Annotated in this window: 27 protein-coding genes; 11 read left to right on the forward strand and 16 right to left on the reverse strand. The window is 63.2% G+C overall.

Features of this window, described 5'->3' with window-relative positions:
• Positions 1-42: 42 nt before the first annotated feature.
• Positions 43-954 (reverse strand): magnesium transporter CorA family protein, encoded by a 912-nt coding sequence (locus AC1MEK_RS01435; protein ID WP_480394475.1) that lies wholly within the window; start codon positions 952-954, stop codon positions 43-45.
• 3 nt (positions 955-957) lie between these two features.
• Positions 958-2,538, reverse strand: a complete 1,581-nt coding sequence (locus AC1MEK_RS01440; RefSeq protein WP_480394476.1) for a RimK family protein — start codon at positions 2,536-2,538, stop codon at positions 958-960.
• Between the two features lie 94 nt (positions 2,539-2,632).
• Between AC1MEK_RS01440 and AC1MEK_RS01445 the strand changes: the two genes are divergently transcribed.
• The 4 genes from AC1MEK_RS01445 to AC1MEK_RS01460 all read left to right on the forward strand — a co-directional run bounded on the left by AC1MEK_RS01445 (position 2,633) and on the right by AC1MEK_RS01460 (position 7,402).
• Complete coding sequence (locus AC1MEK_RS01445) at positions 2,633-3,112, forward strand: GNAT family N-acetyltransferase (protein ID WP_480394477.1); 480 nt, start codon at positions 2,633-2,635, stop codon at positions 3,110-3,112.
• A gap of 227 nt (positions 3,113-3,339) precedes the next feature.
• Entirely contained in the window at positions 3,340-3,858 is a 519-nt protein-coding gene (locus AC1MEK_RS01450) for a sigma-70 family RNA polymerase sigma factor (RefSeq protein ID WP_480394478.1), read from the forward strand.
• A gap of 4 nt (positions 3,859-3,862) precedes the next feature.
• Entirely contained in the window at positions 3,863-4,819 is a 957-nt protein-coding gene (locus tag AC1MEK_RS01455) for a FecR domain-containing protein (RefSeq protein WP_480394479.1), read from the forward strand.
• An 84-nt stretch (positions 4,820-4,903) separates the two neighbouring features.
• Complete coding sequence (locus AC1MEK_RS01460; protein WP_480394480.1) at positions 4,904-7,402, forward strand: TonB-dependent siderophore receptor; 2,499 nt, start codon at positions 4,904-4,906, stop codon at positions 7,400-7,402.
• A 42-nt stretch (positions 7,403-7,444) separates the two neighbouring features.
• On the opposite strand, the gene AC1MEK_RS01465 is transcribed toward AC1MEK_RS01460, so the two are convergent.
• Genes AC1MEK_RS01465 through AC1MEK_RS01475 form a run of 3 tightly spaced genes read right to left on the reverse strand, consistent with a single transcriptional unit; the run spans position 7,445 to position 9,481 of the window.
• Positions 7,445-7,936 (reverse strand): DUF2269 family protein, encoded by a 492-nt coding sequence (locus AC1MEK_RS01465; protein ID WP_480394481.1) that lies wholly within the window; start codon positions 7,934-7,936, stop codon positions 7,445-7,447.
• 3 nt (positions 7,937-7,939) lie between these two features.
• Entirely contained in the window at positions 7,940-9,067 is a 1,128-nt protein-coding gene (locus AC1MEK_RS01470; RefSeq protein WP_480394482.1) for a saccharopine dehydrogenase family protein, read from the reverse strand.
• A gap of 54 nt (positions 9,068-9,121) precedes the next feature.
• Complete coding sequence (locus tag AC1MEK_RS01475) at positions 9,122-9,481, reverse strand: MerR family transcriptional regulator (RefSeq protein ID WP_480394483.1); 360 nt, start codon at positions 9,479-9,481, stop codon at positions 9,122-9,124.
• A gap of 75 nt (positions 9,482-9,556) precedes the next feature.
• On the opposite strand from AC1MEK_RS01475, the gene AC1MEK_RS01480 reads away from it, so the two are divergent.
• Positions 9,557-10,120, forward strand: coding sequence for a hypothetical protein (locus AC1MEK_RS01480; protein ID WP_480394484.1), 564 nt, complete (start codon positions 9,557-9,559; stop codon positions 10,118-10,120).
• Here the strand turns inward: AC1MEK_RS01480 and AC1MEK_RS01485 are convergent.
• Positions 10,081-10,626, reverse strand: a complete 546-nt coding sequence (locus tag AC1MEK_RS01485; protein WP_480394485.1) for a cysteine hydrolase family protein — start codon at positions 10,624-10,626, stop codon at positions 10,081-10,083. The genes AC1MEK_RS01480 and AC1MEK_RS01485 overlap by 40 nt on opposite strands.
• A gap of 260 nt (positions 10,627-10,886) precedes the next feature.
• On the opposite strand from AC1MEK_RS01485, the gene AC1MEK_RS01490 reads away from it, so the two are divergent.
• Both AC1MEK_RS01490 and AC1MEK_RS01495 read left to right on the forward strand, forming a co-directional pair.
• On the forward strand, positions 10,887-11,474 hold the full coding sequence (locus AC1MEK_RS01490) for a carbonic anhydrase (RefSeq protein ID WP_480394486.1): 588 nt from the start codon (positions 10,887-10,889) through the stop codon (positions 11,472-11,474).
• Positions 11,475-11,576: 102 nt separating this feature from the next.
• Positions 11,577-12,506 (forward strand): LysR family transcriptional regulator, encoded by a 930-nt coding sequence (locus AC1MEK_RS01495; RefSeq protein ID WP_480394487.1) that lies wholly within the window; start codon positions 11,577-11,579, stop codon positions 12,504-12,506.
• Positions 12,507-12,521: 15 nt separating this feature from the next.
• Here the strand turns inward: AC1MEK_RS01495 and AC1MEK_RS01500 are convergent, their stop codons facing one another.
• From AC1MEK_RS01500 to AC1MEK_RS01535, 8 genes are all read right to left on the reverse strand, one after another.
• Complete coding sequence (locus AC1MEK_RS01500; protein ID WP_480394488.1) at positions 12,522-12,716, reverse strand: DUF1289 domain-containing protein; 195 nt, start codon at positions 12,714-12,716, stop codon at positions 12,522-12,524.
• The gene (locus AC1MEK_RS01505; protein ID WP_480394489.1) at positions 12,700-13,089 is read right to left on the reverse strand and encodes a hypothetical protein; all 390 of its coding nucleotides are present in this window, start codon (positions 13,087-13,089) and stop codon (positions 12,700-12,702) included. Before AC1MEK_RS01505 ends, AC1MEK_RS01500 begins: the two co-directional genes overlap by 17 nt.
• Positions 13,089-14,015, reverse strand: a complete 927-nt coding sequence (gene dmeF, locus AC1MEK_RS01510; RefSeq protein ID WP_480394490.1) for a CDF family Co(II)/Ni(II) efflux transporter DmeF — start codon at positions 14,013-14,015, stop codon at positions 13,089-13,091. The genes AC1MEK_RS01505 and dmeF overlap by 1 nt, the downstream gene beginning before the upstream one ends.
• 7 nt (positions 14,016-14,022) lie before the next feature.
• Positions 14,023-14,298, reverse strand: coding sequence for a metal/formaldehyde-sensitive transcriptional repressor (locus AC1MEK_RS01515; RefSeq protein WP_480394491.1), 276 nt, complete (start codon positions 14,296-14,298; stop codon positions 14,023-14,025).
• Positions 14,299-14,535: 237 nt separating this feature from the next.
• Complete coding sequence (locus AC1MEK_RS01520; RefSeq protein ID WP_480394492.1) at positions 14,536-15,345, reverse strand: class I SAM-dependent methyltransferase; 810 nt, start codon at positions 15,343-15,345, stop codon at positions 14,536-14,538.
• Positions 15,346-15,784: 439 nt separating this feature from the next.
• The gene (locus tag AC1MEK_RS01525) at positions 15,785-17,077 is read right to left on the reverse strand and encodes an NAD(P)/FAD-dependent oxidoreductase (RefSeq protein WP_480394493.1); all 1,293 of its coding nucleotides are present in this window, start codon (positions 17,075-17,077) and stop codon (positions 15,785-15,787) included.
• 9 nt (positions 17,078-17,086) lie between these two features.
• Positions 17,087-18,181, reverse strand: a complete 1,095-nt coding sequence (locus AC1MEK_RS01530) for a polyamine ABC transporter substrate-binding protein (protein ID WP_480394494.1) — start codon at positions 18,179-18,181, stop codon at positions 17,087-17,089.
• A 35-nt stretch (positions 18,182-18,216) separates the two neighbouring features.
• Positions 18,217-19,566, reverse strand: coding sequence for a glutamine synthetase family protein (locus AC1MEK_RS01535; RefSeq protein ID WP_480394495.1), 1,350 nt, complete (start codon positions 19,564-19,566; stop codon positions 18,217-18,219).
• Between the two features lie 238 nt (positions 19,567-19,804).
• Here AC1MEK_RS01535 and AC1MEK_RS01540 point away from each other — a divergent pair, with 238 nt between their 5' ends.
• The 4 genes from AC1MEK_RS01540 to AC1MEK_RS01555 all read left to right on the forward strand — a co-directional run bounded on the left by AC1MEK_RS01540 (position 19,805) and on the right by AC1MEK_RS01555 (position 23,528).
• Entirely contained in the window at positions 19,805-20,689 is an 885-nt protein-coding gene (locus tag AC1MEK_RS01540; RefSeq protein ID WP_480394496.1) for a helix-turn-helix domain-containing protein, read from the forward strand.
• 286 nt (positions 20,690-20,975) lie between these two features.
• Positions 20,976-21,620, forward strand: a complete 645-nt coding sequence (locus AC1MEK_RS01545) for a hydrolase (protein WP_480394497.1) — start codon at positions 20,976-20,978, stop codon at positions 21,618-21,620.
• 76 nt (positions 21,621-21,696) lie between these two features.
• Complete coding sequence (locus AC1MEK_RS01550; protein WP_480394498.1) at positions 21,697-22,716, forward strand: alpha/beta hydrolase; 1,020 nt, start codon at positions 21,697-21,699, stop codon at positions 22,714-22,716.
• Between the two features lie 125 nt (positions 22,717-22,841).
• A complete protein-coding gene (locus AC1MEK_RS01555; RefSeq protein WP_480394499.1) occupies positions 22,842-23,528 on the forward strand; it encodes a YoaK family protein in 687 nt (228 codons plus the stop codon).
• A gap of 9 nt (positions 23,529-23,537) precedes the next feature.
• On the opposite strand, the gene AC1MEK_RS01560 is transcribed toward AC1MEK_RS01555, so the two are convergent.
• Both AC1MEK_RS01560 and AC1MEK_RS01565 read right to left on the reverse strand, forming a co-directional pair.
• Positions 23,538-25,259: a diguanylate cyclase domain-containing protein gene (locus AC1MEK_RS01560; protein WP_480394500.1), complete on the reverse strand. Its 1,722-nt coding sequence runs from the start codon at positions 25,257-25,259 to the stop codon at positions 23,538-23,540.
• A complete protein-coding gene (locus AC1MEK_RS01565) occupies positions 25,256-26,296 on the reverse strand; it encodes an ABC transporter substrate-binding protein (RefSeq protein ID WP_480394501.1) in 1,041 nt (346 codons plus the stop codon). The genes AC1MEK_RS01560 and AC1MEK_RS01565 overlap by 4 nt, the downstream gene beginning before the upstream one ends.
• Between the last annotated feature and the right edge of the window lie 124 nt (positions 26,297-26,420).

Genomic DNA, 26,420 nt, shown 5'->3' on the forward strand with positions numbered 1-26,420 from the left:
CCAATACCTTGAAAGACGAATTTGAAAGGGCGCGTGAACCCGTCACGCCATGCGCCGCAGCGCGACCACCATCACCGCGCCGAGCAGCGTCATGCCGACGATCAGCGCCGGGAAGGAAAGCCACCAGGCGATGCCGGACGTCATCATGCTGAACTCCGACATGCCGCCGATGCCGGCAATCAGGTTCAGCGGCAGGAACACCACGTTGATCAGGGTGAGCTTGCGCAGCGCCAGGTTCATGCCGTTGTTGGCCAGGTTGCCCCGCGACTCGATGAGGTTGGCGAAGACCTTGGCGTGGATCTTCGCCTGCTGGTGGCTCTGGTCGTTCTCGATGATCAGGTCATCCAGTGCGTCGAGCTGGCGGGCGCTGAAGCCGTGGCGCTGGCCATGGCTCTTGAGCAGCGTCAGCACCGCACCGTTGCTCTGGATCGCGTTGACGTAGTACACGAGGCTCTCGCTCAGGTGGTACATCTGCGCCAGTTGCCGGTTATCCATGCTGCGGGTGAATTGCTGCTGGATTTCCCGGGCGACCTGTTTGACCACCCGCAGGTGCCCCAGATAGTGATGCACGCTCTGCGCGAGCAGCGCCATCAACACATCCAGCGGGCCTTCCAGATCCGCTTCCCGCTCCAGGCTGGACAACAGCGAGTTGCTGGCGCTGATCACCACCAGGCGCTGCTCGCTCAGCGCCACGCCGAACGACGACACGTTGAAGGCACGCCCATCGAAGCTTTCCGGGCGCTTCCAGATCAGGAACAGGTGCTCGGGCTTGATCTCTATCCGCGCGACCTCATCCGGGTCCAGCGACGACTCCAGCGCCTGGGCGCCGATGCCGAACCGTCGCTGCAGCTGTGCCTGTTCATGGGCATCCGGTGCCACGCACAGCCACACGCCCGCGCGCCCTTCGCGAACCGGGTGCAAGGCGCCCGACTCGATGCAATAACCTTCGATCATGAGTCACCACGCCTGGCCACGGTGTTTGCGTTCGAGCCGCTGGGTGAAGGCCTGCAACACCCGTCGATACAGCTCATCGCCCAGCACGGCGTCTTCGATACCGGCGTCCAGATTGGGGTTGTCATTGACCTCGATGACCAGCACCCGGTCCCCGGCCTGCTTGAGGTCGACACCGTAGAGGCCATCGCCGATCAAGCGCGCGGTGTCCACCGCCAGCCTGACCACCTCGGGCGGCGCCTGCTCCACGGCCACGGCCCGGCACAGGCCGTTGACTTCTCCGGGCACGGCCTTGTGGTTGTAAATCTGCCAGTGCCCCTTGGACATGAAGTACTGACAGGCATAGAGCGCCTCGCCATTGAGCACGCCGACCCGCCAGTCGTATTCGGTGTAGCAATATTCCTGGGCGAGCAGCAGCACCGAGTGTTCGAACAGTTCCTGCGCGGCGGCGGCAAGCGCCTGGGCGTCGGCCACCTTGATCACCCCGCGGGAGAAACAGCCGTCGGGGATCTTCAGCACCAGCGGAAACCCCAGGCGCCGCCCGGCCTGTTCCAGCTCCAGCGGGCGATCCTTGTACAGCACCTGGGTCAGCGGCATGCCCAACCCTTTGCGTTGCAGAAGGTCGGCCAGATAGACCTTGTTGGTGCAGCGCAAAATGGACGACGGATCATCGATGACCACCAGCCCCTCGCTTTCGGCCTTTTTCGCGAAGCGGTAGGTGTGGTCGTCCACCCGCGTGGTTTCACGAATGAACAGGGCGTCGAATTCAGCCAGCCGCGCATAGTCCTTTTTCTCGATCAGCTCCACGTCGATGCCCAGGGTCCGGCCGGTTTCGATGAACCTTGCAAGGGCCTTGGCGTTCGAGGGCGGCAGCGCTTCGTCAGGGTCGTGGAGGATTGCCAGGTCGTATCTGGCCACCCTTTTCGACGCAGGGTGGCGCCAGGTGCGGCGGCTGAACGCGTCCAGCGCATCGGCGAACACGTGCTGTTGGGCATCGCGCAGCCGGTGCAGCGCCCCGGCCTTGATTCCGGCGATTTGCCAGGTGTCGCCCCGACGAAATTCCACTAGCAGAATCGGGCAGGGAAAGGCTTCGAACAGCTGCCGGCCGATTTCCTGCAGCGCCTCGATCGAGGCCTTGCCGAAATACAGCGAGAGGGTGAACGCCTCGGTGCTGCCGTAGGGATGATTGGCCAGGGCGCGTTCGAGGGTGCGCTCCAGATCATCCAGGCCGACCCCGTAGAGCGCCTTGCGCGACAGCTCGCTGACCGTGCGCACCGACGGAAACACCTTGTGCCCGCGTGCTTCGGCCAGCAGTGAGCAGTAATAGCCCTGCCCCAGGTATTTGTAATGGCGGCACAGGTTGATCACCTGCGTGCGATGGGCTGAATCGTCACTGTGCTCAAGGTAATCCTGAGCCAGCATCAGGCTCTCGCTGGGCAGGTAATCGGCCCAGTCCTCCTTGCGCTCGACGAGGATGAGCAAGCGGCTGCCCGCGGGCTGTCGGTTGGGGGGCTCCTGGATGAGGGTGATTGTGGAACATCCGGATTTGTCCAATACTGCGTTCACGTTGGCTTGCACCGCTGACATGAGTAATCGATCCGAGTTGAAGAAGACGCCGCTTCAATAAATCACGGGCCCTTGAGCCTGTCCCGGTTCGTTACTCAAAAATTACGGTGTTGCCATGCCTTTTGATTTCCGCTTTGCGTCTGTGGCCGATATCGACGATCTACTCGCGCTGGAGCAGCGATGCTTCGCGCTGGATCGGCTACGCCGGCGCCACTTCCACTGGATGATCAGCCGCGCCAATGCCGGCCTGATCGTCGCCACCGGCGAAGGCAACATCGCCGGCTACGCGCTGCTGCTGTTTCGCCGTAATACCGCAATTGCCCGCCTCTATTCGCTGGCGGTCAGCCCTGACTGGCGTGGCCATGGCCTGGGGCAACAACTGCTCGAACAGGCGCAAGCCTGCGCTACGGATCGCAACCGCGCCCTGCTTCGCCTGGAGGTGCGTGCCGATAACCCGGCGGCGGTCCGGCTGTATGAGGCCTGCGGGTTTTGCCGTTTCGCGGTCGCCGAGAACTTCTACGAAGACCACGCCCCGGCGCTGCGTTATGAGAAACGCATCGGCGAGCCATCCAGAGCACACCCAACCATCCTGTAGCAGCAGGGCTGATGTTGTTTACGATCCGCCTCTGGCCGAAGGCCGTGGGAGCCGGCTTGCTGGCGAATGCGTCCGCGAGATCGCTATCGCCGGCAAGCCGGACTGCTACGGTTGGGCAATCTCGCCGCCCCTGGATGCTCTAACCAAGACCATTACCCCTTGCACAGCACAACCCGCCCGCACTAGGATGCGAACGATTCTTAAATACGTCTTCCGGTGTGACCCCATTGTCCTGCGCTCCTCTCTCCCTGCCCGCCGCCCCAGTCGATGTCCGTTCGCTGTACGTGGATCACCACGGCTGGCTGATCAACTGGCTGCGCAAACGGCTGTTCCAGCCCGATGGCGCAGCGGATCTGGCCCATGACACCTTCGTCCATCTGCTCGGTCGGCCGCAGTTGCTGGCCGAGCTGCACACCCCGCGCGCCTGGTTGAGCACAGTCGCCCGTGGTCTGTTGATCGACAAACTGCGTCGCCAGCAATACGAGCGGGCTTATCGGGAGGCGATGCTCAATCTGCCCGAGGCCGAGGCGCCCTCGCCCGAGCAGCAGTGGCTGATGTTCGAGTTGCTGACGCGGATCGATGCCTTGCTCGACGGGCTGTCGGTCAAGGCCCGCACGGCGTTCCTGATGTCGCGCCTGGAAGGCCTGACCTACAAGGAGATCGCGGCCCGTCTGGAGGTCAGCGTGGCGTCGGTGGAAAAGTACATGGCCGCTGCGGTACGCCACTGCTACCTGGCGCAGCTGTAACGCCATGGGTGCCCGCGCCGCGTTCCCCGACGAGGTTCTCGACCAGGCCATTCTCTGGCGCGTGCGGCTGACCTCCGGGGATGCGGCGCCCGAGCTGTTCGCCCGCTGCAGCGCGTGGCGCCAGGCAGATCCGCTGCATGAAGCCGCCTGGCAGGCGTTGCAGACCAGCGAACGGATGTTCGCGCCCTTGCCGCCGGGCCATGGCCAGGCAGCGGTCAAGGCGCTGGCCAGTGTCGGGCAGTCGCGCCGTCAGGCGCTCAAATTACTGGGCCTGGGCCTTGGTGCAGGCGGCGCGGGATGGTGGGCCTGGCAGCAACCGACACTTGAAACGCTACGCGCCGACTACGCCACCGGCACCGGCGAGCGACGCACCCTGGCGTTGGCCGATGGCACGCGCCTGCAACTGAACACCGCCACGGCGGTGAACGTTCGCTTCACTGCGACCCTGCGCTCGATCGAATTGCTCCACGGCGAGATCTTCGTCGAAACCGGCAAGGACCCGTCGCGGCCACTGACCGTACAGATCCCCCAGGGCAGCCTGCGTCCGATCGGCACGGCGTTCGCGGTGCGCATGAATCCCGCTGACACACTGCTCGCGGTGACCGAAGGCATTGTCGCCATCCAGACCGCCCAAGGGCAGACCCTGGTGCCCGCCGGCCAGCGCTACCGGATCGACGCCAGTGGCAATCACCCACTGCCTCAGGGTGGGCTGGATCCGGCGGCGTGGACCCAGGGCGCGGTGGTCGCCAAGCAGCTGCCACTGAAAGACCTGCTCGACGAATTCGCCCGTTACCAGCGCGGCTGGCTGGGCTGCGACCCGGCGGTGGCCCATTTGCAGGTGTCTGGTGTGTACCAACTGGGCCATCTGGAGCAGACCCTGGACACCCTCGCGCAGACGCTGCCGATCCGTATCCAGCACTTCACGCCCTGGTGGATCCGGGTGGTGCCGCGTCGGGGGTAAAAAATTTTCGATGTCGCGTTACGGGTTTTTCCCGCTCATTCGACAAGGGAAAGAACACTCTGCCCCTTGTAAGGAAACTCCCTCATGTCGTCGCGTTTCTCAGGCCCCACAGATCGCTCGCGCCACCTGCTCGTGCAGGCGCTGCACGGCGCGTTACTGGCCGGATTATTGACCTCCAGCGCCATGGCCGCACAGGAACAGGTGCAGCACTATTCGATCCCGGCCGGGGCGCTCGAAGACTCGCTCAACCGCTTTGCCCAGGCTGCCGGCATCACCCTGACGTTCGACCCGCAGGCCGTGGCCGGAAAACAGGCCGCTGCACTCAATGGCAATTACAGCGCCAGCAACGGCCTGGCCACCCTGCTGTCCGGCAGTGGCCTGAAGGCTGCGCAGAACGAAAACGGCCACTGGTTCCTGACTGCACTCACCGCCGGCACGACGATGGAACTGGGCGATCTGGTGATCAGCGGCCAGGGCATCGGCGAGATGACCGAGAACTCCGGCTCTTACACCACCGGTGCCGCCAGTGTCGGCTCCAAAACCCCGACCAGCCTGCGCTACACCCCGCAATCGGTATCGGTGATCACCCGCCAGATGATCGACGACACCGGCGCCAACGAACTGGAAGAGGCCTTGCGCTACGCCCCCGGCGTGACCGTGGTCAAAACTGGCAGCAGCGTCTACGACTACTACTCACGCGGCTTCAACATCGACAGCATCCAGATCGACGGCGCCGCGCCCATGGCCCTGACCTCCGCTGCCTCCAGCTTCTACTCGATGCGCCTGTACAACATGGTCGAGTTCGACCACGTCGAGGTGCTGCACGGCGCCGGAGCGCTGTTCGGTGGCGTCGGCGATCCGGGTGGGGTGATCAACGTGGTGCGCAAGCGCGCGCTGCCGACCTACCAGGCCAAGTTCGAAGTCGCCGCCGGCTCCTGGGACAACTACCGCTCGATGTTCGACGTGACCGGCCCTTTGACCGAGAGCGGCAACCTGCGTGGCCGCCTGGTGACGGCCTACACCGATCGCGATTATTTCGTCGATGACATGAACACGGAAAAACCGACGGTCTACGGCACGCTGGAATGGGACGTGACGCCCTCCACCACCCTGACCCTGGGCGGCATGTACGAGGAAATCCATGCGCGCAACTATGCAGGCTTGCCGCGCTACTCCGACGGCTCGGACATTGGCCTGCCACGGCACACCAGCCTGAGCCAGAAGTGGGCGTACACCGACACCGTCTCGCAGGAAATCTTCACCAAGCTGGACCACTACTTCGACAACGACTGGAAGGCCAATATTTCCTACACCAACACCCACGACGCAGGCACCTCGCTCTCTGCGGTCACCACCGGCGCGCTTAACCCGGTTACCATGACCGGCCCTGTGCGCAACGGCAGCATCAACCGCTTCTGGACCAACCAGAACCTGTTCGACACCAACCTGTCGGGCAGCTTTGACGCCTTCGGCCGCGAGCACGAATTCGTCATCGGCGGCGACTGGCAGAAGGTCACCAGCGAATGGAAAGGCTCGGGCACGCTGTCCAACATCAAGCAACCGGTCAACGTGTTCGACCCGCAGGAATGGGACCCCAACCCGATCAACAAATACCTGTCCCGCGACTACAGCCCCAACACCCAGACCCAGTACGGCCTGTACTCGCGCCTGACGCTGCAGGTGGCCGACCCGATGAAAGTGATCCTGGGCGGACGCCTGGCGCGCTATCACTTCGAGCAGCTGTACACCAATGCCGGCGTGGTGCAGAGCGACGTCGACATGCGCGAACCGACCCGGCTGGTGCCCTACGGCGGGGTGACCTATGACCTCAACGACAACTGGTCGGCCTACGCCAGCTATTCGAAGATCTTCAAACCGCAGCAGAGTTATCTGAAAGGCCCGGTGGGCAGCGGCAGCGTGGTCGACCCGATGGTGGGCAAAACCTATGAGGTGGGCCTGAAGGGTGAGCACTTCGACGGGCGCCTGAACACCGGCATCGCGGTGTTCTACACCAAGCGCGACGGCGGCGCGGTTCTCGACACCAACTACCCCGAAGAAGCCGTGCTGTATGGCGGCAGCTGCTGCTACATCAACCAGGGCGAAGTGGTCAGCAAAGGCGTCGAACTGCAGACCTCAGGGGAGCTGGCGCCGGGCTGGAACCTCATGGCCAGCTACGTCTACAACAACAATCGCAACAAGACCCAGCAGACCGCGCTGAGCACCATCACGCCCAAACACGAGGGCAAGTTGTGGACCACCTACCAGTTGCCCGGCACGCTGTCGGACTGGACCGTCGGCGGCGGCGTGACCGTGCAGAGCGCCACCTACGTCAGCGGCACCGCCCTGCCCTATGACAGCAACGGCAACCTGGGCAAGACCAGCGTCCCGTTCGACTACTCCCAGGCCGGCTACACGCTGTACGACGCCATGCTGCGTTACAAGGTCAACGAGCACTGGAACGTCACCCTCAACGGCAACAACCTGTTCGACAAGAACTACTACCGCACTGTCTCAAGTTCCGCCAACGGCAACTTCTACGGCGAGCCGCGCAACTTCATGCTGACACTGCGCGGGGAATACTGATCGCGATCAAGCGCCAAGGTGAGTCGGCAGGCTGCCCGGACCTCAGCCAGGCAGCATGAGCCATTGCCAGGGAGGCATCTTGCTCACCATCATTGCCACGATCAGGAACATGCCAGCGAAACCGCAAACGCCCATCCAGAACCAGGCCTGGTACTGCTTGCGATAGGCCTCATTCAGCGAGCCGCCCAGTCGTGCAGCCTCTGCAGCCATGCGCTGCAGGCGCTTCTGGATCACCAGCACCGGCAGCCAGAGCGCGCCGACGGCCAGAAAGACCACCACCGCGGCCAGCACCCACTCGCTGGCCATAGTCAACCCGCTCAAGTGGAACAGCCAGGCTCCGGTGATCAGTTGCACGAAACCCGCCGGGGTGGTGATCCAGGCGTCATAACGCACCACCATCCCGGCGACGTGGGCAATTAGCTCCGGGGAGCGACTGCGATTGGCGGCAATCAGGTACAGGTAGGAACCCATGCCGAAACCGAAGAGGAAGATCACGGCAATCACATGCAAGTACTTCAGGCACAGGTAGAGCATCGGTCAAACCTGCCCGTCGGAAAACTCGACCCGCAGATGCAGGTTGTCCGGCTCGCCAATCGCTTCGAGGTACTCCTGCGTGCCAATGAACCCCACACAGGTCCGCGCACCCGGCTCTGGGCGTTCGCCCTTGACGATCTTGGCCACCAGCGCCACCGCGGCGCAGCTCGGAATCTCCGGGCCTTTGTCGTTGAACGCGGTCAGTTGCACCTGCAGCGTGAGCGGCTTGCCGGCAAGGCCGATGCCGTGAACGTCGATGTACATCGCGCTTTTGCCGTCGCCGAAGCGCTCGAAATGCCCGCCCAGGCGATGCAGCCTTTCGGCCCAACGCTGCGGCTCGCGCATCAGGCCCAAGCGGTTGGCGAGCGCGAATATATAGTTGGCCAGCCCGCCTGACTTCAGCCCGGAACCTGCCTTGAACACCAGCGTGTGCGCGCCGTAGCGCCGGGCGAAGATGTCCATGTCCGGGACATCGACGTTGGCCAGAATCCGCGAACCGAGCAGCGGCATGCGCCGCAGTTCCAGCCCCTGCCAGCCCGGCACCTCGAAGACCCGGCCGTTGCGCAGCTGGCGGATCGGCTTTCCCGCGTAGGCCAGCACGCCCTGGACGGTGGACAGTCCCGGCATCTTCGCCGAGGACGAGATGCCGTGGTTGATCGAGTCGATTCGCCCGAAGCGGTCGCGGTACTGGTCGATCAACGCCGACGACAGCGCCGGCACCGAACTGCATCCACTGAAAACCGTGACGCCAGCCTGTCGGGCCGCCTCATCGAGTACCGAGATGCCGTTGACGAAAGTACGGCAGTCGGACAGATCGCAGTAATTGACGCCCGCCTGCACGCAGCTCTGCGCCACCGCATAGCTCTGCCCTTGAAAGGGCCCCGCCGTGTGGATGACCCAGTCCACCTGGGACTCACGCAGCACGTCGGTAAAGCCGGCCGCCATGGCATCGCCACACCAGCTGCGGCAAGCGTTCACAGCCTCGGTGTCGAGCGCTTGCTGCTTTGCCGCCAGCTTGCGCGAATTGCGCCCCGTGATGATCAACTCCACGTCAGCCATGGCAACCAGATGCCGACAGATGATGCTGCCGAAGTTGCCGTAAGCACCGATGACCATAACCTTGAGGGGCATTGTTCGTTCCTTGATAGAGATAGATGGGGCTGCTGCGGATGTCGTCAATGCGGATCATCCGTCGCCAAGCAACGGACACACCTGCCTCGCCCGCTCGGCCAGTACGTTGCGCAGCGCCTGCATCTGGCCGATGCGTTCGTCGAGCAGGGCGATTTTCTCGGCGAACAAACGTGCGAGCAACTCGCTGGAAGCTGCTTCGCTGTTCCACAGCAGCGGCAGGTTTTCGCCGATTTCCGCCAAGGAGAACCCCAGTTGCTGGGCGAGCTTGATATAGCCCACCAGTTGCAGCGTCTGCTCCGGGTATAGCCGATAACCGTTGCCCGTGCGCTGCGGCCTGATCAAACCCTTGTCTTCATAAAACCGCAGTGCGTCGACCGACACGCCGGTGCGTCTGGCGACTTCGCCAATTCTCATGAGTGCATTCTTCCGTGTTGACTCTGGACCATGGACCAGGGTTTAGCCTGCGGGCTCGAACTCTGAGGGATGAGCATGATCAGCGTAAAGAACAATCTGCATATCGTGCGCGCCAGCGCCTGGTACGACCTGGTGGTGACGGTCGGTTTCATGACGCCTTGGACAGCGGCCCTGATCGTCGAAGGCTTCGCGGTCTTGTCCAGTGCCCTGGCGCTGAGCCGCCCGGTGCCGGTGCTGGACGTCACCGCCATGCTCTTCGCCAACCTGCTGGGCAGCGTGGTAGTGGTCTGGTCACTCTGGCGGCTCGCCCATCCCAGCCGCGAGATCGGCCACTATGACGCGCTCGCCAGAGTGTTGTTTGCGGCCTGGCAGCTGTTTGCCGTGGCTCAGGGGGCGAGCTTTCTGTTGCTGGGATTCACTGCATTTGAACTGGCCTTTGCGGTGGCGCAGCTGTCGCCTGTTACGGCTTCGGCCCGACCATCGGCGGTTACACCTATCCTGCGAGCACCTGATTCCGACGTAGCAGCACGGCTTGCCGGCGGGAGCGATCTTGCGGACGCCCCCACCGGCAAGCCGTGCTGCTACGGGTCTTGCGGTGATTACTCCAGAAACTCTTGCGCCGAAACTACTCGCGCATAACCAAACCGCAGCGCCGCCATAAACGCCGCATGCACCTGCGCCGCCGGCACGGTCACGCCTTCGAACTCCAGGTCATGGGTTGCGCAGGCGTCGTGGATGACGGTGGTCTTGAAGCCGAAATCGTCCGAGGAGCGGGTCACGGCGTCGATGCACATGTGGCTCATGTTGCCGATGACCGTGACGTTTTCGATCTGCTGCTCGCGCAGGATCGCCAGCAGTTGCGTCTCGCGGTACGGGCTCATGAAGTGCTTGAGAATCACCGTTTCGTCGGCCTTGGCCGCGGCTTTGGGATGCAACTGCGCGCCGTCGCTGCCGGGCACGAAAAACGGTGCGTCGGGGGACGGTGTTTCATGGCGGACATGGATGACCAGTTCGCCTTTGGCCCGCGCGGCGGCGATGACGCGGGCGGCGTTGTCGGCGGCGGCCTGGACCTTGGCCAGCTGCCATTTGCCGCCGGGGAAGTAGTCGTTCTGGATGTCGACGACGATCAGTGCGGTGTTGTTCATGATGCGCTCCACTAAGGATTAAGGTGGGGCGCAGTGTCACTCCTCGCACAAATGTCAGGAATCACCGCACCGGGCAATTGACTGTTGCGCTCGTTGAAATCCGCTACCTGTGCTTCAAAGGTCTGTTACAGCCCCTGGCACGAATCATCGTAAATCTGTCACACGCCCTGCCCTCGCTCTCCTTAGATTCTGCCCATGCCTGCGCCGCCTCCTGCCGCGCGACACAACGGCCATCCTCAACCCAGAGCAAGGAGACAGACATGTCCCGATTCGATGAATACGCCTTCAGTGCCCAACCCGGTTTCGACGAGCCCACCATGCGCGAAGCCTTCTCCAAAGCCGTGCCGCTGAACAGCGTGGTGATCTACTGCTACGACCCGCGGGTGCGCGCCATTCCCGAGGCCGTGGCGGCGCATTTCGGCGAGGTGTATCCCGGCGAAGTGCTGCGCGACGCCCAGGGCCACAGCGTCGGCTCGACCACCACGCTTGCGACCGTCTCAGTGGCAGCGGGCCGCGCCGTCGACGGGCTGCGCTCGATCACCGTCGCCGAATACCTGTTCGGCATCCGCAACATCATCATCGTCCACCACTCCAACTGCGGCGCGACGTCGTTCTCCCGCGACGGTTTCGTCAGCAACTTCAACCACGAGCACCACACCGACATCTCCGGCTGCTACGACCACGGCAGCGTCAGCATCACCGACTACGAAAAATCCCTGCAATACGACGTCGCCATGGTCCGCGCGAACCCGGGCACGCCGAAGAACGTGAACGTCTATGGGCTGTTCTACAACACCGACACCGGGGAGCTGACCGAAGTGGTGCGTGATCTTTCACCGAATGCGTAGGGCATTGCGCGCAACGCGTGCAGCGGCACATCGAGAGGCAGTTTCGTCCGGCAGTCGCTAAACTCCGCGCTCAGCTTGAACCCGCGGCGTAAGGAACCTGCCATGTTGACCGAACTCAGTAGCTACCTGGATGCCTTTGTCGCCACCGCCGACGAAGGCAGCTTCTCGGCCGCCGCGAGGCGTATGGGGCTGACGCCGGCGGCGGTGAGCAAGAGCGTGGGCCAGCTGGAGGCGCGGGTGGGCGTGCGGCTGTTCCAGCGCAGCACCCGCAGCCTGGCTTTGACCGGCGACGGCGAGCGGCTGTACGCCCAGGTGCGCCTGCCGTGGAGCGAGATCGGCGATGCCCTGACCGATCTGCGTCAGGGCGCGGGCAAGCCGGCCGGCACACTCAAGGTCGCGCTGGCGTACACCGTGGGTCGCGAGTATTTCGTGCCGATGATGGAAGCGTTCGTGCGCCGCTACCCGGACGTAGTCCCCGACCTGCATTTCGATAACCGCCAGGTGGATCTGATCGGCGAAGGCTTCGATGTCGCCATTGGCGGCGGCATCGAACTGACCGACGCCCTGATCGCCCGCGAACTGGCGCGCCTGCGCATCGTGCTGGTGGCCTCCCCGGCCTACCTGAAAACGCAGCCCGCTCCCAACCATCCTCAAGACCTGGCGCGTCATCGCGGACTGCTGCGCCGCCTGCTGAGCACCGGGCGGCTGGCGCCGTGGAAACTGAAGAACGATGCCGGCGAAGAAGTGGTGGCCAACGTGCGCCCGCTGATGGTGCTGGACGATCCAGAAGCCATGGCCCGGGCCGCGGCCACCGGCATGGGCATCGCCATGCTGCCGATGCCCCACGCCCTGCCGTGGCTGGAAAGCGGCGAGCTGGTGCGCGTGCTGCCCGACTGGTACGCCGACGCCCTACCCCTGTCGATCTACTACACCAGCCGCAAACTGGTGCCTGCCAAGGTGCGGGTGTTCGTGGACTTCATCGTCGAAGGCTTTCGCAACAGCGAACATGCGGCGCGCTTCAGCCAGAAGTGAGTCGCTGACAGGGCGCTAGTCCTTGCCCTTGTTTTTCTTCTTGTTGAACGCCTTCAAACGCGCGCTGGCGTTCTGCACGGCGGCCATCTTCTCCGGCCGCTTCATGCCCCGCCACTTGCGGATTTCCTCGCGGCTGCGGCCGCAACTGACGCACATCTCGCTGTTGAGCTGACACAGCGAGACGCAGGGGTTTTCAATGTCCTTTGCCACGCTTGCCTCCCGTGGGTTGCCGTGCATTTAACCGCGCCGCCCAATCGCCACCGTGCTGCGCGGCACAGCGATCTTCGGCGTCGAATTCGACGTGAGCAGCGATGTTCGCGACGCTGATACCGATATCGTCAAAGGCCGCCTGGGTCAGCGCCTGCATTCGCGCTTTGTCGGGGCTCGCCAGCGCGGCCTGCCTGTTCGCCTCAGTGTCGAACACCCAGACAACAGCGAGGCTGTCCGGGAATCGCTCGTAGTTCACACAATGGGTCAGCCACTGGAAGCCGGCAATCTCGCTCTTTGCGGTTTCGCAGGCCCAGGTCAAAGCCCTTGCCAGCTCACGCTCGATACCGGCGTGTTTTCTTTTCGAAGTGGCCATCACGCCACCCGATATTCGACGGTGAGGTGTGTGACCTCATGCACCGGTTTGAGGGCGGCGCGCACGTCCTCGGCACACTGTTGCGCCGAGCCCTGAACGCTGACGATCGCCGCCCGCGCCGAAGGGCCGACGCGCCAGACGTGCAGGTCAGTGATCTGCAGCGCCGGGTACTGCCCGACCAACTGACGAATCTCGTCGGCCACCTGCGCGTCGGTCTGGTCCAGCAGCACTGCAGCGGTGTCACGCATCAGCGTCCAGGCCCAACGCGCGATCACCACGGCGCCGACGATGCCCATGACCGGGTCGAGCCAGACCCAGCCCAGGAATTTGCCGGCGAGCAAGGCGACGATCGCCAGCACCGAGGTCACCGCATCGGCGAGCACGTGAACGTAGGCAGATCGGAGGTTGTTGTCGTGATCGTGGCCATGATCGTGATGATGACTGTGATCATGGTCATGAGGGTGGTGGTCATGACTGTGACCGTGGCCCAGGAGCAAGGCGCTGACGATGTTGACGATCAGGCCGACGACGGCGATCAGGGTCGCGGTGCCGAACTGCACCTGTGTGGGGGCGAACAGGCGCATGACCGACTCGGCGCCGATGCCCAGCGAGATCAGGCCCAGGATCAGTGCAGAAGCGAAACCACCCAGATCCCCCACCTTGCCGGTGCCGAAACTAAAGGCGTGATCGGCCGAATGCCGGCGCGCAAAAGCGTAGGCCGCAGCGGCAATGCCCAGCGCCCCGGCATGGGTCGCCATGTGAAAGCCATCGGCCAACAGCGCCATGGAGCCGGTGATGTACCCGGCAGCAATCTCGCCCACCATCATCACCACCGTAAGCATGACCACCCACAGCGTGCGCCGGGCGTTTTCATCGTGCCCGGCGCCGAGGAAGTCGTGGCTGTGGCTGTAATCGACTGTGCTCATGGCAACCTCACTTGGAATATCGGCGGATGGCTTCAAGCAGCTCTTCGACGCCCTGGGCTCGCTCGGCGTCGCTCAGGCCCGGCTTGGCGACGTGTTCACGGGCGTGATCTTCGATGATTTCATCGAGTAGCCCGTTGATGGCGCCGCGGGTGGCGGCCACCAGATGCAGGGTTTTCGCGCAATCGGCATCGCCTTCCAGCGCGCGTTCGATGGCCTGGACCTGCCCTGCGATGCGTTTGACCCGTTTGAGCAGATCGTCTTTTCCGGCCTTGGTGTGCGACATAGCATACCCCCCTACCCTATATATGGCGTGCATGATGAGGGGATGTCGGGTTTTGTGCAAGGCGCGATGTTGCGGTTTGGTTTGTCGGCGACAGCGTTCTTGAGACCGCCCCGCCGGCAAGCCGTGCTGCTACGGGGTCATCGGTCGGACCCAGATCGCATGAACATCAAATGCCAACGTAGCAGCCGGGCTTGCCCGCGGGAGCGATCCTGAGAACGCCGTCGCCATCCAGGCGGTTCACCGGCGGGTAATCACCACTTCCAGGTACTCACTGGGCACTACCAGCGACGACGGCCCGGCGATGTTCCGGTCATCCAGCAACCGGGTCATATCCTGTTCCAGCGCACTGGCCTTGTCGCTGTCCAGCGAGTCGAAAGCCTTATGCACCGGCCCATACCAGGCCCTGAACACATCGATGAAATGCGCCGCCGAACGATAGCGGAAGTTGAAATGCTGGCGGCTGACCTTCACCGCCCCTGCCTGATCGAACCACTGATGCAGTTGCTCCTCATCGCCCCAGCGCGCGGGTGACTGCGCCCCGGCAGGCGGCGGCACGTGCTGCCCGAGGGTCTTGAACATCTGCCCGACAAAACCCTGCGGCGTCCAGTTGGCCAACCCGATGCGCCCGCCCGAGCGACAGACCCGAGCCAGCTCACTGGCGGCTTTCGCCTGATCGGGCGCGAACATCACGCCAAAGGTCGACACCACTGCATCAAAAGACCCTTCCTGAAACGGCAGCGCCTCGGCATCCGCCGCCTGAAAATGCACCTGCAAATGCTCGGCCTGCGCGCGCTCTTCGCCGCGCTTGAGCAGCTCGGGCACGTAATCGGTGGAGGTCACCTGACATCCGCGCCTGGCCGCGGCCAGGGTGGCGTTGCCATTGCCCGCTGCGACATCCAGCACCGTCTCGCCCCAGCGCAAGTCACAGGCTTCGGCCAACAGCTCGCCCACCAGTTGCAGGGTCGTGCCGATCACCGCGTAATCGCCGCTGGCCCACGCCGCCTGCTGCCGAGCCTTGAGTGCGTTCATATCCAGAGGTGTGCTCATACATGCACCTGTTCCTCCGCGCAGCCGCCATCCTTCGGACGACCCGCGCGCCGTTGAGTTGATGGAATCGGCCTGATGCGGCGCATGAGCAAAAACACCTATCCCGAATTCGCGCCCGGGCCTTCAGGAAGTCAAGCGGCAAAGCCCTGATGCGACAAGGCGTGCGGGGCCTGGGGTTAGATGGGTTGGGTATAGGGGTAGAACCGGGTGGGATAAGGCCAACTATTGGCGTTGAGCCGCCCCGCGCCACAAGGCTCGATGGTAGCGGCGTTCTTTCGGACGCCCCCGCCGGCAAGCCGTGCTGCTGCAGGGTCATCGGTCGGTCCCAAATCGTATGAACATCAAATGCCGACGTAGCAGCCGGGCTTGCCCGCGGGAGCGATCTCAAGAACACCCCACCCACAAGCCTGCCGCAACGGCAGTTGCTCGTTCGGCCCCCTTATATCAACTCCTTGAGCCGATACCACATCATCCCCAACGCCAGCAGCGGCGAGCGCAACAGCTCGCCACCGGGGAAGGTGCGGTGCGGGACGCGGGCGAACAGGTCGACGGCGCGGCGGTCTCTGTCGGCGATCGCCTGGGCCAGGACGCGGGCGGCGAAGTGAGTGACGTTCAGGCCGTGGCCCGAATAGCCCTGGGCGTAGTACACGTTGGGTTTGTCGGCCACCAAGCCGATCTGCGGGAAGCGGTTGGCGCTGATGCCGATCATGCCGCCCCACTGGAAGTCGATGCCCACGCCCTTGAGCTGCGGGAACACCCGTTCCATCTTCGGCCGCATGTAGTCGGCGATGTTCTTCGGGTCACGCCCCGAATAGTTGCAGGCGCCGCCGAACAGCAAGCGGTTGTCGGCGCTGAGGCGGTAGTAATCCAGCGCCACACGCTGGTCGCACAGCGCCATGTTCTGCGGGATCAGCGCTCGGGCGCGCTCTTCACCCAAGGGCTCGGTGGCGATGATGTAACTGCCCGCAGGCAGCAGTTTGCCGGTCAGCGCCGGTTCCAGCTTGTTGAGAAACGCATCGCACGCCAGCACGATCCGGTTGGCCGTGACCTGCCCGCGATCGGTGAACACCTGGATCTTCGCGCCGTGCACGATGCGTTGCACGGGGCTTGCCTCATGAATCACAGCGCCCTTCTCTTCTGCCAGTTTCGCCTCGGCCAGAATCAGCTTGAGTGGGTGCAGGTGCCCCGAGCCCATGTCGATCAGCCCGCCCTGATACACAGACGAGCCGACCACCTCAGCCAGTGCATCTTTTTCCACCAGGCGCACGGCATGGGGATAGCCCTGGGCCGTCAGCGATTGCAGTTCTTCCTGCAAGCCTTTCCAGTGCGCCGGGGTGTTGGCCAGGTCGCAATAACCCCAGCGCAAATCGCATTCCAGCCCATGCTGCTGTACACGCTGGCGGACGATGTCGACCGACTCGAAACCGGCCTGTTGCAGGTAATGCACGCCTTCCTTGCCGACCCAGCGCTCGACGCCACTGACGTCATGCCCCAGGCCGCGAATCAGTTGCCCGCCGTTGCGCCCGCTGGCGCCCCAGCCGATGCGCTGGGCTTCGAGCAGCACCACCGACACACCCCGCTCGGCCAGTTCCAGCGCGGTGTTCACCCCGGTGAAACCGCCGCCGATGACGCACACGTCAGCGCTGATCGCCCCTTCGAGCGGAGAGCGTTCAGGCGGCATGTCGACAGACGCAGCGTAATAGGACGGTGTGTGTGGCAGTGCAACGGACATGGGTTTTCCTTAACGGTTGGATTTGATGTCGGACCATTTGCGCGTCATCAGGCGCAGGGTCGCCGGGCTCAATTCCGAAGAAATGTAAAAGCGTTTCATGACATCCGCCGTCGGGTAGATCGACGGGTTCTGTGTGATCTCGGTGCCCATCAGGGCGTTGGACGCGGGGTTGGGGTTAGCATACCCGACTGTCTCGCTGACTTTGGCGATCACCTGCGGGTCGAGCAGGTAATTGATGAACGCCAAGGCTTCTTTCGGGTGCTCGGCGTCCTTGGGAATGGCCAGCATGTCGAACCAGACATTGGCGCCTTCCTTGGGGATCGAGTAGGCGATGTTCACGCCGTTCTTGGCTTCGATGGCGCGGTTCTTGGCTTGCAGCACATCGCCGGAGTATCCGAACGCGACACAGATATCGCCGTTTGCGAGATCAGACACCCATTTGGATGAATGAAAATAAGTGACATACGGCCGCACCGCCTTGAGCTTCGCGGTGGCGCGCTCGTAGTCCTTGGCCGACTCGCTGCGCGGGTCCATGCCCATGTAATTGAGCACGGCGGGGAACACTTCGTCAGGGGAATCCATGAACGACACGCCGCACTTCTGCAGTTTCTTCATGTTCTCGGGCTCGAACAGCACCGCCCACGAGTCGATGTTGTCCACGCCCAACGCCGCCTTGACCTTGTCGACGTTGTAGCCGATGCCGTTGGTGCCCCACAGGTACGGCACCGCGTATTGGTTGCCGGGGTCGTTGGCTTCCAGTTGCTTCATCAGTTGCGGGTCGAGGTTCTTGCGGTTGGGCAGCTGACTCATGTCCAGTTTCTGGAACGCACCGGCCTTGATCTGCCGGCCGAGAAAATGGTTGGACGGCACCACCACGTCATACCCCGAACGGCCTGTCAGCATCTTGCCTTCCAGGGTTTCGTTGGAGTCGAAGACGTCGTAGATCGGCTCGATGCCCGTGGCGGCCTTGAAGTCCGCCAGGGTGGTCGGGCCGATGTAGTCGGACCAGTTGTAAATCTTCACGGTGTTGCCTTCAGCATGCGCAGCAGTGACAGCGCCAGCCAGGACGGCCGGCACGAACAGCGTGGAAACGATCGACTTCATGGTGCCCCCAACTTCAGTGAACAAGACGGCTGCGCTTACACACTCATCATCAGGAACTGGCGTTCCCATGAGCTGATGACGCGCTTGTAGTTTTCATGTTCGGCGCGTTTGACCGCGACGTAGCCCTGCACGAATTTGTCCCCAAGCACACGGCGCACCGCGCTGCTGCCTTCCAGGCGCTCCAGCGCATCCTCGATGGTCAGTGGCAGGCGCAGGCTGCGTCGCTCGTAGCCACGACCCTGCACCGGCGCGCTCGGGTCGCAGCCTTCGATCATGCCCATGTAGCCGCACAACAGGCTGGCGGCGATGGCCAGGTACGGGTTGGCGTCGGCGCCGGGCAAGCGGTTCTCCACCCGCCGCGCCTGAGGATCGGAAGCCGGGACGCGCAAGCCGACAGTACGGTTTTCTTCGCCCCACTCCACGTTGACCGGCGCCGAGGTGTCCGGCAAAAAGCGCCGGAACGAGTTGGCGTTGGGTGCGAACAGCGGCAGGATTTCCGGGATGTAGCGCTGCAGGCCGCCGATGTGCTGCAGGAACAGCTTGCTGGGCTCGCCGTCCTCGGTGCTGAACACGCTTTTGCCGGTGTGAATGTCGACCACGCTTTGGTGCAGGTGCATGGCGCTGCCCGGCTCGTCGGTGATCGGCTTGGCCATGAAGGTCGCGGCGACGTTGTGCTTGAGCGCGGCCTCACGCATGGTGCGTTTGAACACCGTGATCTGGTCGGCCAGGTCCAGCGCGTCGCCATGGCGGAAGTTGATTTCCATCTGCGCCGGGCCGTCTTCATGGATCAGCGTGTCCAGATCCAGCCCTTGCGCTTCGCACCAGTCGTAGACGTCTTCGAACAGCGGGTCGAACTCGTTGGCCGCTTCGATGGAGAACGACTGGCGGCCGCTCTCAGGACGCCCCGAACGGCCGGTCGGTACTTGCAATGGCAGGTCCGGGTCCTCGCAGCGCTGGGTCAGGTAGAACTCCATTTCCGGCGCCACCACTGGCCGCCAGCCCTGCTCGGCGTATAGCCCCAGGACCTTTTTCAGCACGTTGCGCGGCGACAGTTCGATCGGGTTGCCATAGCGGTCGAAAGTGTCGTGAATGACCATCGCCGTCGGCTCCAGCGCCCACGGCAGCACGTACACCGCCTGTGCGTCAGGGCGGCAGCTCATGTCGATGTCGGCGGGGTCCAGCAGGTTGTAGTAGATCTCGTCGTCGACGTAATCGCCGGTGACGGTCTGCAGCAGCACGCTTTCCGGCAGGCGCATGCCGTGCTCGTTGAGAAACTTGTTGGTGGGCAGGATCTTGCCCCGGGCTATGCCGGTCAGGTCACTGACCACGCATTCGACTTCGGTGATGCCATAACTCTTCAGCCACTCGGCGAGTGGGTCTTTCACGCTACTGTCCATGGGGCCTCTGGCGGTCGGGACGGATCGTGGCGCCGGGCGCAAGGGCCCTGGCGTCGGAATGGCGCCCATGCTGAAGGGCCACTGCACGTTCGTCTATCCACTTTCGCTCGCGTCACGCGCCTCATTTTGGTGCGCGACGGGTGGTGCGTGGCCGCGTATTGTCTGGCCTTCGAAGGGGCTGCTAAGGTGCCGACACCTAAAACAACACTGCTTGAGCAGGTCTCTCATGTCGGTCAGGGTATTTGAAACCGTCGCCGCCGATCAGCAAGGTATCTCCAACGCGGGCTGGAGCCTGCACTATTCGCAGATGTCCTCGGGGCAGTTCAAGGGCCGCCTGGTGGAGGCCGAACTGGGTGGCGTGCAGGTCTACGAAGAGCACATGAACACCCGCATCGAGCAGTACTACAAGGCGCCCAGCGATGCCCTGGTGTTCAGTTTCGACATGAACGAACACGCGCTGTACCTGCTCGACGCCAGCACCCAGAACCTGTGGATCACCCCGGAAAACTACCGCGAGATCGCCGTGGTGATCCGCCAGGATTGCCTGGGCTCACGCCACCTGCACGAAACCTTCGAAGACCTCTTGCTGACCCCGCTCAAATCCAGCCACGGCGCGCTGTTCAGCGGCTGGTTGAGCACGATGCTGACCCGCATGGCCCAGAGCGACGACGCCGAACAGGCACAGCATCTGGGCGAGCAACTGATCGAAGACTGCCTGTTCGTGCTGGAGCAATCGGACCCCGCGCGCCTGTCCGACGCCTGCCTGCGCCTGGCCGAACAGCGCAAGATCGTCCAGCGCGTGTTCGAACAGGTCAGCGCCCAACCCACGGAAAACTTCAGCGTGGTGCAACTGGCCGACAGCGCCGGCACCTCGTTCCAGCAACTGCGCAAGGCCTTCAACGCCTGCGTCGGCATGGCGCCCACCGCCTGGCTGCGCAGCCGCCGTCTGAACCTGGCACGTCAAGAACTGCTGACGGCCCACGCCCACGACACCAGCGTGGCGGACGTGGCCATGCGGTATTCGTTCTGGCATCTGGGGCGGTTTGCCGAGGCGTATCGGCAGTTGTTTCTGGAGTATCCGAGTCAGACGTTGAATCGACCCTCACGTTGATCCGTTGCAAGCAAACATTGCATGGATAAGACTCTGCCCAGGTCAGGCACGCACCGGTTTCTGCCCGGAGAGCGTAGGAGCGCAGCATCAAATGCCGACCTGTCCCGCAGAACCAGAATCAGCGCCTGACAGCAATGTCCCTAATTTAGAATCAATGAGTCTCAATTTTCGCTAATTGTTCCCCATTCGATTAGTCCGTAGATTTACTCCCAAGCCAGCAAGCAAACAGCCAACGAGCTGAAGCGGCGACCTCTACAGACCATTTTCGATTTAAAGGGAACACACCATGTCCATTCGCGAACTGCTCAACCCGACCAACGCCGCCCTGATCCTGATCGACCACCAGCCACAGATGGCTTTCGGCGTGCAGTCGATCGATCGTCAGACCCTGAAGAACAACACTGTGGGACTGGCCAAGGCAGCGAAAATCTTCAACGTGCCGACCATTTTCACCTCGGTGGAGACCAAGAGTTTCAGCGGTTACATCTGGCCAGAGCTGCTGAGTGTGTTCCCTGACCACCAGCCGATCGAGCGCACCTCGATGAACTCCTGGGAAGACAAGAAACTGGTTGAAGCGGTCAAGGCGACCGGGCGCAAGAAGCTGATCATCGCCGCGCTGTGGACCGAGGTCTGCCTGAACTTCCCGACCCTGGACGCACTGGCTGAAGGCTACGAGGTGTACATCGTCACCGACGCTTCCGGCGGCACCACCAAGGAAGCTCACGACATGTCGGTGCAACGCATGATTCAGGCCGGTGCAGTACCGGTGACCTGGCAGCAGGTGCTGCTCGAATTCCAGCGCGACTGGGCGCACAAGGACACCTACGAGGCGGTAATGCAACTGGTGCTCGAACACAGCGGTGCCTACGGCATGGGCGTCGACTACGCCTACACCATGGTCCACGGCGCACCGCAGCGCCAAGCCAACTGAGCAGATTGATCCGGGCCTCGACGCGGGGCCCCTTTTTCACCCAGCACCCATTACCGAATTCATAAGCGAGCCCGTCATGAACACTGTTAAAAAAGCCCTGACCGCCACCCTGCTGGCCCTCTCCATCGGCAGCGCCTTCGCCGCGGAAAACACCGTACCCGAGCACCAGACCCAGGCCTTCCTCAACGCCCTGGCAGCCGGTGGCGGCCGCCCGCTGGAACAATTGAGCCCGAAAGATGCCCGTGCGGTGCTGACCGGCGCGCAGCAATCGGTGAAGGTCGACATGTCCGGTATCGAAGTCAGCGACAAAGTCATTCAGGCCGACGGCCAGAACATCAAACTGACCATCGTGCGTCCGGCCGGGGTCAAGGGCGAGTTGCCGGTGTTCATGTACTTCCACGGCGGTGGCTGGGTGCTGGGCGACTACCCGACCCACGCTCGCCTGATTCGCGACCTGGTGGTGGGTTCGGGGGCAGTGGCGGTCTACGTCGACTACACGCCTTCGCCAGAAGCGCACTACCCGACCGCGATCAACCAGGCCTACGCGGCGACTCGCTGGGTGGCCGAGCATGGCAAACAGATCCATGTCGACAGCTCGCGTCTGGCGGTGGCCGGCAACAGCGTCGGCGGCAACATGGCGGCGGTGGTCGCGTTGAAAGCCAAGGAGCAAGGCACGCCGAAACTGCGTTTCCAGTTGCTGCTGTGGCCGGTGACCGATGCCAACTTCGAGACCGGCTCCTATGATCAGTACGCCGAAGGGCACTTCCTCACCAAGAACATGATGAAGTGGTTCTGGGACAGCTACACCACTGACGCCGCCCAGCGCGCCGACATCCATGCCTCGCCGCTGCGGGCCAGTACCGAGCAATTGAAAGGGCTGCCGCCAGCGCTGGTGCAGACCGCAGGCCTGGACGTGTTGCGTGATGAAGGTGAAGCCTATGCCCGCAAACTGGATGCCGCTGGCGTCGATGTCACCGCCGTGCGCTACAACGGCATGATCCACGACTATGGCCTGCTCAACCCGCTGAGCAACATTCCGGAGGTCAAGGCAGCGATGCGTCAGGCGGCCGGTGAGCTCAAGGCGCACCTGAATTAAGCGAAGAGTACACACGTAGCAGCACGGCTTGCCGGCGGGAGCGATCTTTCGGACGCTCCCGCCGGCAAGCCGTGCTGCTACGGGACGCATTTCAATCACGGATTGCTCTGTATCAGGAGTTCACCATGTCATCGATCCACCGCACCACTGCCCCGGCCCTGAGCTTCAACGGCGGCTTCGTCGACACCATCGGTTTCCTCGCCCTGCAAGGCCTGTTCACTGCTCACGTCACCGGCAACTTCGTGACCCTGGGCGTGAGCATCGTCCACGGCACCTCTGGCGCGCTGGCCAAGTTGCTGGCCCTGCCGATGTTCGCGCTGGTGGTCGGTCTGACTCACCTGGCCGCCGTGGCGATCAACCGTCGCGGTCTGGTGCCGCTGCGTCCGCTGCTGATTCTGCACACCCTGCTGCTGGCCCTGTTCGCCGTGCTGACCATCGAGCTGGGGCCGTTCAACGATGGCGACAGTGCCAGCGCCCTGCTCACCGGCATGACCGGCGTGGCGGCGATGGCGGTGCTCAACGCGATCTCGCGCCAGCACCTAAAAGGCGCACCGCCCACCACCCTGATGACCGGCAACGTCACGCAACTGTCCATCGACCTGTTCGCCCTGATCGGCCAGCGTGATGCCGAACAGCGCGCAGCGATCAAGCAGCGGCTCAAGCCGATCGGCCTGAACCTGCTGGGCTTTACCGTAGGCTGTATTGGCGCGGCGCTGTTGTACCTGGCGATTGGCCTGTGGTGCCTGATCGTGCCCGTCGCCGTGTCGGTCTGGACCTGTGTCTACACCTTCGGCAGCAGTGACAACCTCTGATCGAGGGCGTCACTGCTCTTCGAGCATCTCGAACGAATAACGGTTGCGCCCCGCGCTCTTGGCCTTGTACATCGCGTGGTCGGCATGCTGCACCAGGGTGCCGATGTCGTCGCCGTCGCGGGGAAACAGGCTCACACCCATGCTGGCGTGGATCTGCACCCGGCGCCCGTCGATGAACAGCGGCAGCTGGAAGCACTGATGGAGTTTTTCCAGCAGGGCCGCGATCTTCTGCGGGTCCTTCACGTCACAGAACGAGATCACGAACTCGTCCCCGCCCAGCCGAGCCACGCAGTCGGCACCCTCGCTGGCGCTGGTCAACAGTTTGGCCACGGCCTGCAGCACCTGATCGCCGAAGCGGTGGCCGTACTGGTCGTTCATCTCCTTGAAGTGGTCCAGGTCGACGAACAGCAAGGCCATCTTCTTCCCGCCCTCCCGCGCCTCGACCAGCGCCTGCTCAAGGCGCTCGAAGCACATGCGTCGGTTGGGCAATTCGGTCAGCGGGTCGTGCCGGGCCAGGTGCTCGAACGCCGCGCGGCTGGAGGTCAGGTCGTCCAGCTGACCGAGGATTTCCTGTTTCATTGCGTGGAAACGGCGGGCCAGCACACCCAGCTCGTCGTCCCGAGGCGCCAGCTCGCTGATTTTCCGCTCGCGGGAGAACAGCTCGACTGCATCGGACATGCTGCGCAACGGTCGGATCAGCGCACGAGAGGCGATGAATGCGGCGAACAGCGCCAGCACGCTGAAGAACAACGCGATCTGCACGATGCTGTTGCCCACGCGCGACGCCTTGGCCAGCACATGACTTTGCGGCTGCCCCAGGCCCAGCACCACGAACGGTTCGGCGTCGCCATTGTGCGAAAGCCTCACAAAGGCCGCCACCAGCCGGTCCTTCTGGCCCTGCTCGACGCTGCGGCTGATCAGGCTGCTGGGCGCTGAGTCGGACAACAGCTTGGTGACTTCCGGGAACTCATCCTGCAGGAACAAGCGCCGGCCCTGATCGAAACCGAAGGTGCGTCGATGGTCCGGATGCACCAGCAGATCGCCCCAGCGGTTGCTCAGGTACACCTGATATTCCTTGGGCAGGTCGCTCTGCAGCTGGCTGAACAGTTGATCCAGGTCGACGTTGATCACCAGCAGCGCGAACACCTTGCCCGTTGCGTCCGCCACCGGGGTGGACACATGCAGCGTCGGCTTGCCCAGCCCCGAGTGCGCGCCTTGCTCGTGGTTGATCACGATCGGCGAAATACGCACCTCACCCGGCGCCAGCCGCAGGGTTTCGAACACGTAGGCGTAGTGGGCCTTCTCCTGCAGATCGGCGCCATCGACCCGGACGATGTCAGCGCCGTCGCGGTCCTGGCGCACCAGTTCCAGGCCATGATCGGTCGCGCTGATCAGGCGGATCTGCATGTAATCGGGATGGGCCAGCAACATGGCGCGGAACGACTCGGCGAGGTTGTTCTGCACGGTTTGCCGCGCTACCGGATCGGTCATGCCGCCAAGATCGTGAACCTGCGGCCCGTTGGTCAGGACCGTGGCATCCAGCGAGATATTGCGCAGACTGCCGTGCAGGTTGCGGCCTAGCACCTGCACCGAAGTCAGCAGGTCACGCTCGGCGGCCTGCAGCAGCATTTCCCGGCTACTGTTATAGATGTAATAACCGGCCAGCCCGGTGGGCAGCATGCCGAACAGCGCCATCAGGCAGCCAAGCTTGAATGCAATACCGAACCTCATCGCGCCTCCACCAGCGGCGGCCGCTCACCGGACACGATACGTTGCCACAACGCCGCCCGGCGCTGGTCATCCTCGACCGGGCGCAGCCAGATCATGCGATTGGACGGGCTGGCATCTTTGGGTTCCTGCAGCGTGTTGGACAAATCCTGGCGTTCGGTCAGCGCGCGACTGACGTCGGGTTCGAGCATGTAGTTGATCCACTCGTTGGCCAGCCGCAGGTCATGGGCGCCCTTGCTGATCGCCCAGCAATCGAGCCAGGCCAGCGCGCCTTCGCGCGGCACCACGTAACCGACGTCGACGCCAGCATCGCGCAATTGGCGCAACTGCTGGCGGCCATAGTTGGCGTAGATCAGCGCCACCGAGTGGCTGCGAAACAGCTCCGCCGCCTCTTCCGGCAGGGAATAAAAGGTCAGCACGTTACGCCGCAGGTCGATGAGTTTGTCGGTGACCCTGGGAAAGTCCGCTGCCGGGATGCGAAACGGATCGCCGCCCAACGCCAGGCTTGCCAGGGAAAAATTATGGTTGCTGGTGTTGAACGCCAGCACGCGGCCCTGAAATTTCGGGTCCCACATGCTCTGGATCGAGTCCGGCGGCTCGCTGAACTGCTTGCGGTCATAGATCAGGCCCATGTCCGACCACGCGTAAGGCACAGCATAAACCTGCCCGTTGACGACGATGTCGGGGATTCTGGAGTAATCGCGAAAACGCGGCAGCTGGCGAGCGGTGTTGACGATGCGATCGGGGTGCAATGGCTGCAACAGCCCCTGGTTCACGTAGTTGTGAACCTCGGCGGTATTGGCCGCAATAACGTCGAAATCGCCGCCCTGGTTTTCGGCCATCTTGCTGCGCAGGACTTCATCGCTGCCCACCAGAGTGACTTCGACCTTGACCTTGTAGCGCTTCTCGAAAACGCTCACCAAATCGGAGTCGGCGTAACCGGGCCAGGCCAGCACACGCAGCGTCTGTTCGGCAGCCTGAATCGGCACCGACGCGAGGACGCAGCACAACAGTAACCCCAACGGGCGCAGGTATTTCATCGACGATGCCCAGACCGGGGAATGTTGCCACTATACCTATGGCGATGTGCCGTTGCTCGCTAACCTATTTGCGCAAATCGGGCCTTTGGTCGGAATTGCACGCTGAATCCTTTAACTTTCGGGT

This window comes from Pseudomonas sp. 2, from assembly GCF_056627435.1.